Raw genomic sequence first — 3,002 nt, forward strand, 5'->3', positions numbered from 1 at the left:
GGTCACATCGGCGTGGTGGAAGCGCAGCTGCGGCAGGTCGGCCGCGCGCCGGGCCCCGGCGGCGAGCAGGGTCGGCGCGAGGTCCACGGCGTCCACCAGCCCGTCCGGGCCGACCGCGCGGGCGGCGGGCACGGCCGACGAGCCCGTGCCGCAGCACGCGTCGAGCACGCGCTCACCCGGTCGCGGCCGGGCGATCCCGACGGTCTCCGCGCCGATCGGGTCCCACAGCTGGGACGCCCACTCGACGAACTCCGCGCCGCCCACCTCGAAGGCGTCGAGGACCGCCCGCTCGACGTTCACAACAGGCCGCGGCGGTAGGCGGCCACGAGCCGGCGGGGCACCACCAGCTTGCGCCCGTCCAGCGTGGTGACCGGCACCAGGTCGGGCGCCTCGGCCTTCCACTGCGAGCGGCGGTGGCGGGTGTTGCTGCGCGAGGTCTTGCGCTTGGGGACGGCCATGTCAGCGGCTCCTCCTGCCGTAGCGGCGGTTGAACTTCTCGACCCTGCCCGCGGTGTCGACCAACCGCTGGGTGCCGGTCCAGAACGGGTGCGAGTCGGCGGTGACGTCCACGGTGATCAGGGGGTAGGTGTTGCCGTCCTCCCACTCGACCGTCTTGGTGGACGTGGCCGTCGACCGGGTCAGGAACGCCTTGCCCGTCGCCTGGTCCTGGAAGACCACCGGGTGGTAGTCGGGGTGGATGCCCTGCTTCACGGCTCCTCCGTCTCGTCGTGCGCGTCGCGCCGGGTGCCGGAGCTCTCCGGCCTGTGCGCTACCGTAATGGAAACGATTGTCGTTTCAAACTGGAGGTCACGTGTCATCGCGCCACTGCCAACTGACCGGGCGCAAGCCCGGCTACGGCAAGCAGGTCTCGCACTCCCACCGGCGGACCTCGCGCCGGTGGCTGCCCAACACGCAGCGGCGCAGGTACTGGCTGCCCTCGGAGAACCGGTACGTGGTGCTCACGCTGTCGGTGAAGGGCATCAGGACCGTCGACCGGCGCGGCGTCGAGTCGGTGGTGGCCGAGCTGCGCGCGAGGGGGGAGAAGGTCTGATGGGCAAGGCCAACGACGTGCGCCCGATCATCAAGCTCCGCTCGACGGCGGGCACCGGCTACACCTACGTGACCCGGAAGAACCGCCGCAACGACCCCGACCGCATGGTGCTGCGCAAGTTCGACCCGGTCGTGCGCCGCCACGTCGACTTCCGCGAGGAGCGCTGATGGCCAAGAAGTCGAAGATCGCCAAGGACCGGCAGCGGCGCGAGGTCGTCGCCCGCCACGCCGAGCGGCGCGCGGAGCTGAAGGAGATCATCCGCACCGACCCCGGGCGGCGGGACGAGGCCCAGCGGGCGCTCCAGCGGCTGCCGCGCGACGCCAGCCCCACGCGGCTGCGCAACCGCGACGCCGTCGACGGCCGCCCGCGCGCGGTGTTCCGCGCGTTCGGCCTGTCCCGGATCAGGCTGCGCGAGATGGCCCACCGGGGCGAGCTGCCCGGCGTCACCAAGTCCAGCTGGTAGGAGGAACCGTGCCCCGACCCGAACGCGCGCCCCGGCGCCGAGTCAACCTCCTGCGCAAGGAGGGCGTGACCACAGTGGACTGGAAGGACACCGCCCTGCTGCGCAAGTTCATCTCCGACCGCGGCAAGATCCGCTCCCGCCGCGTCACCGGGCTGACCCCGCAGCAGCAGCACCAGGTCGCCACCGCGATCAAGAACGCCCGGGAGATGGCCCTGCTCCCCTACCCCGCCAAGGGCCGCTGACCGACACCCGGACCGGACCCGTGCGAGGCGGGTCCGGTCCCGGCTGGAACGGGCGCGGTCACCGCACGAGGACGTCGAGCGGCAGCGCCGCCAGGCACGCGGCGACCACCAGGACCGCCACCAGGAGCAGCGCGGCCGGGTGGGCGGGCGCCGTGCGGTGCCGGTGCCGCCCGACCACGGCCAGGACCACCGACGCGGCGGCGACCAGGACCGCGGGCGCGGTCGCCCACCCCCACCGGTGCCGGACCGCCACGTGGACCAGCAGCGCCGCGCACGCCGCGGCCGCCATGGCGGTGCGCCGCCAGGCCAGGACCGTGCGCTCGGGCTGGAGACCGGGGTCGCGGTCCCCGCTCACGCGAACACGACCAGCACCGCCGCGAACCCGGCCAGGGCGAGCACGGCGACCGTGAGCACGACCAGCAGCCGGTTGGGCGGCAGCGCGGCGCCCGCCCGCATGGCCGCCTGCACCCGCCGCCACCGGGGGAAGCTCATGCCCGCCACCAGCACGGCCAGCGCGATGCACGCCACGGCGAGCGCGGTGGTCGCCCACGGCACCTCGAACGGCGGCACGAGCTGCCGCACCGCGACACCGGCCGCCAGCAGGCCCAGGGCGGTGCGGATCCAGGCCAGGAAGGTCCGCTCGTTGGCGAGCGTGAACCGGTAGTCGGGCTCGTGGTCGGTCGGTGGCCGTTCGGCCGCCATCGGCGCTCCTCGGGTGTCGTGCCTGCCGCACCGGGGACGTGCTCCACCGGTCGCCGGCGGAACGCTATCGTCGCGAGGGGTCGGACCGCCTGGTCGGCACCGGTCGGACCACGGACAGCGGAGGCGCGAGTGAACGGCTCGGGGAGGTGGCTGCCCGCCGGGGACCGTCCCGGGCGCGGCGCCTGGCTGGGGCCGCTCTCCCTGGGGTTGAGCCTGCTCAGCTGGCCGATCCCGGCGGGCGGCGCGGCGGTGGCGGTGGTCGCCGTGGGCCTCGGCGTGCTGTCCATGTCCACCCAGACCCAGTACCGCCTCGACTGGACCGCGGTCGTCGGCGTCTCCGTCGGCCTGCTCCAGCTGCTGCTGTCGCTGATGTTGCTGGTCATGGCGTCCAACGGGCACTGAGGCCGCGCCAGGGGGATTGCGCACCGGAAGATCGGGTACTCCGTGGTCGACAGTTGACGACCACCGCGAGGATGACAATATCGGGTTCATCGTCGCCCGTATGATCATCGGCGCGCTCGCCCGACAGATCAAGCCCGGCAAG

The 3,002-nt window shown here is 73.7% G+C and carries 10 protein-coding genes; 5 read left to right on the forward strand and 5 right to left on the reverse strand.

The annotated features are described in order from the left end of the window. The 3 genes from ACFV4N_RS42065 to ACFV4N_RS42075 form a co-directional block, all read right to left on the reverse strand. The coding region (locus ACFV4N_RS42065) for a methyltransferase domain-containing protein (RefSeq protein ID WP_499678285.1) at window positions 1-300 on the reverse strand (300 nt) is incomplete at its 3' end. Further along, window positions 297-458: a 50S ribosomal protein L32 gene (rpmF, locus tag ACFV4N_RS42070; protein ID WP_499678286.1), complete on the reverse strand. Its 162-nt coding sequence runs from the start codon at window positions 456-458 to the stop codon at window positions 297-299. The genes ACFV4N_RS42065 and rpmF, both read right to left, overlap by 4 nt. Before the next feature lies 1 nt (window position 459). After that, window positions 460-711: a type B 50S ribosomal protein L31 gene (locus tag ACFV4N_RS42075; protein ID WP_499678287.1), complete on the reverse strand. Its 252-nt coding sequence runs from the start codon at window positions 709-711 to the stop codon at window positions 460-462. Between the two features lie 100 nt (window positions 712-811). Between ACFV4N_RS42075 and rpmB the strand changes: the two genes are divergently transcribed. From rpmB to rpsR, 4 genes are read left to right on the forward strand one after another with little or no spacing between them, the layout of a single operon-like run. Next, window positions 812-1,051: a 50S ribosomal protein L28 gene (gene rpmB / locus ACFV4N_RS42080; protein ID WP_499678288.1), complete on the forward strand. Its 240-nt coding sequence runs from the start codon at window positions 812-814 to the stop codon at window positions 1,049-1,051. Beyond that, on the forward strand, window positions 1,051-1,218 hold the full coding sequence (gene rpmG / locus ACFV4N_RS42085; RefSeq protein WP_499678289.1) for a 50S ribosomal protein L33: 168 nt from the start codon (window positions 1,051-1,053) through the stop codon (window positions 1,216-1,218). The genes rpmB and rpmG overlap by 1 nt, the downstream gene beginning before the upstream one ends. Continuing rightward, window positions 1,218-1,514 carry a 30S ribosomal protein S14 gene (rpsN, locus tag ACFV4N_RS42090; RefSeq protein ID WP_499678290.1) on the forward strand — a complete coding sequence of 99 codons (297 nt, stop codon included), beginning with the start codon at window positions 1,218-1,220 and terminating at the stop codon, window positions 1,512-1,514. Before rpmG ends, rpsN begins: the two co-directional genes overlap by 1 nt. Window positions 1,515-1,522: 8 nt before the next feature. After that, entirely contained in the window at window positions 1,523-1,756 is a 234-nt protein-coding gene (rpsR, locus tag ACFV4N_RS42095) for a 30S ribosomal protein S18 (RefSeq protein WP_499678291.1), read from the forward strand. Between the two features lie 58 nt (window positions 1,757-1,814). On the opposite strand, the gene ACFV4N_RS42100 is transcribed toward rpsR, so the two are convergent. Together ACFV4N_RS42100 and ACFV4N_RS42105 are read right to left on the reverse strand one after the other, a co-directional pair. Continuing rightward, window positions 1,815-2,111: a DUF202 domain-containing protein gene (locus tag ACFV4N_RS42100; protein WP_499678292.1), complete on the reverse strand. Its 297-nt coding sequence runs from the start codon at window positions 2,109-2,111 to the stop codon at window positions 1,815-1,817. Then, the gene (locus ACFV4N_RS42105; protein ID WP_499678293.1) at window positions 2,108-2,458 is read right to left on the reverse strand and encodes a YidH family protein; all 351 of its coding nucleotides are present in this window, start codon (window positions 2,456-2,458) and stop codon (window positions 2,108-2,110) included. Before ACFV4N_RS42105 ends, ACFV4N_RS42100 begins: the two co-directional genes overlap by 4 nt. A 129-nt stretch (window positions 2,459-2,587) precedes the next feature. On the opposite strand from ACFV4N_RS42105, the gene ACFV4N_RS42110 reads away from it, so the two are divergent. After that, window positions 2,588-2,860, forward strand: a complete 273-nt coding sequence (locus ACFV4N_RS42110) for a hypothetical protein (protein WP_499678294.1) — start codon at window positions 2,588-2,590, stop codon at window positions 2,858-2,860. Window positions 2,861-3,002: the final 142 nt, after the last annotated feature.

This window comes from Actinosynnema sp. NPDC059797 (genome assembly GCF_042732085.1).
Classification (GTDB): Bacteria; Actinomycetota; Actinomycetes; order Mycobacteriales; family Pseudonocardiaceae; genus Actinosynnema.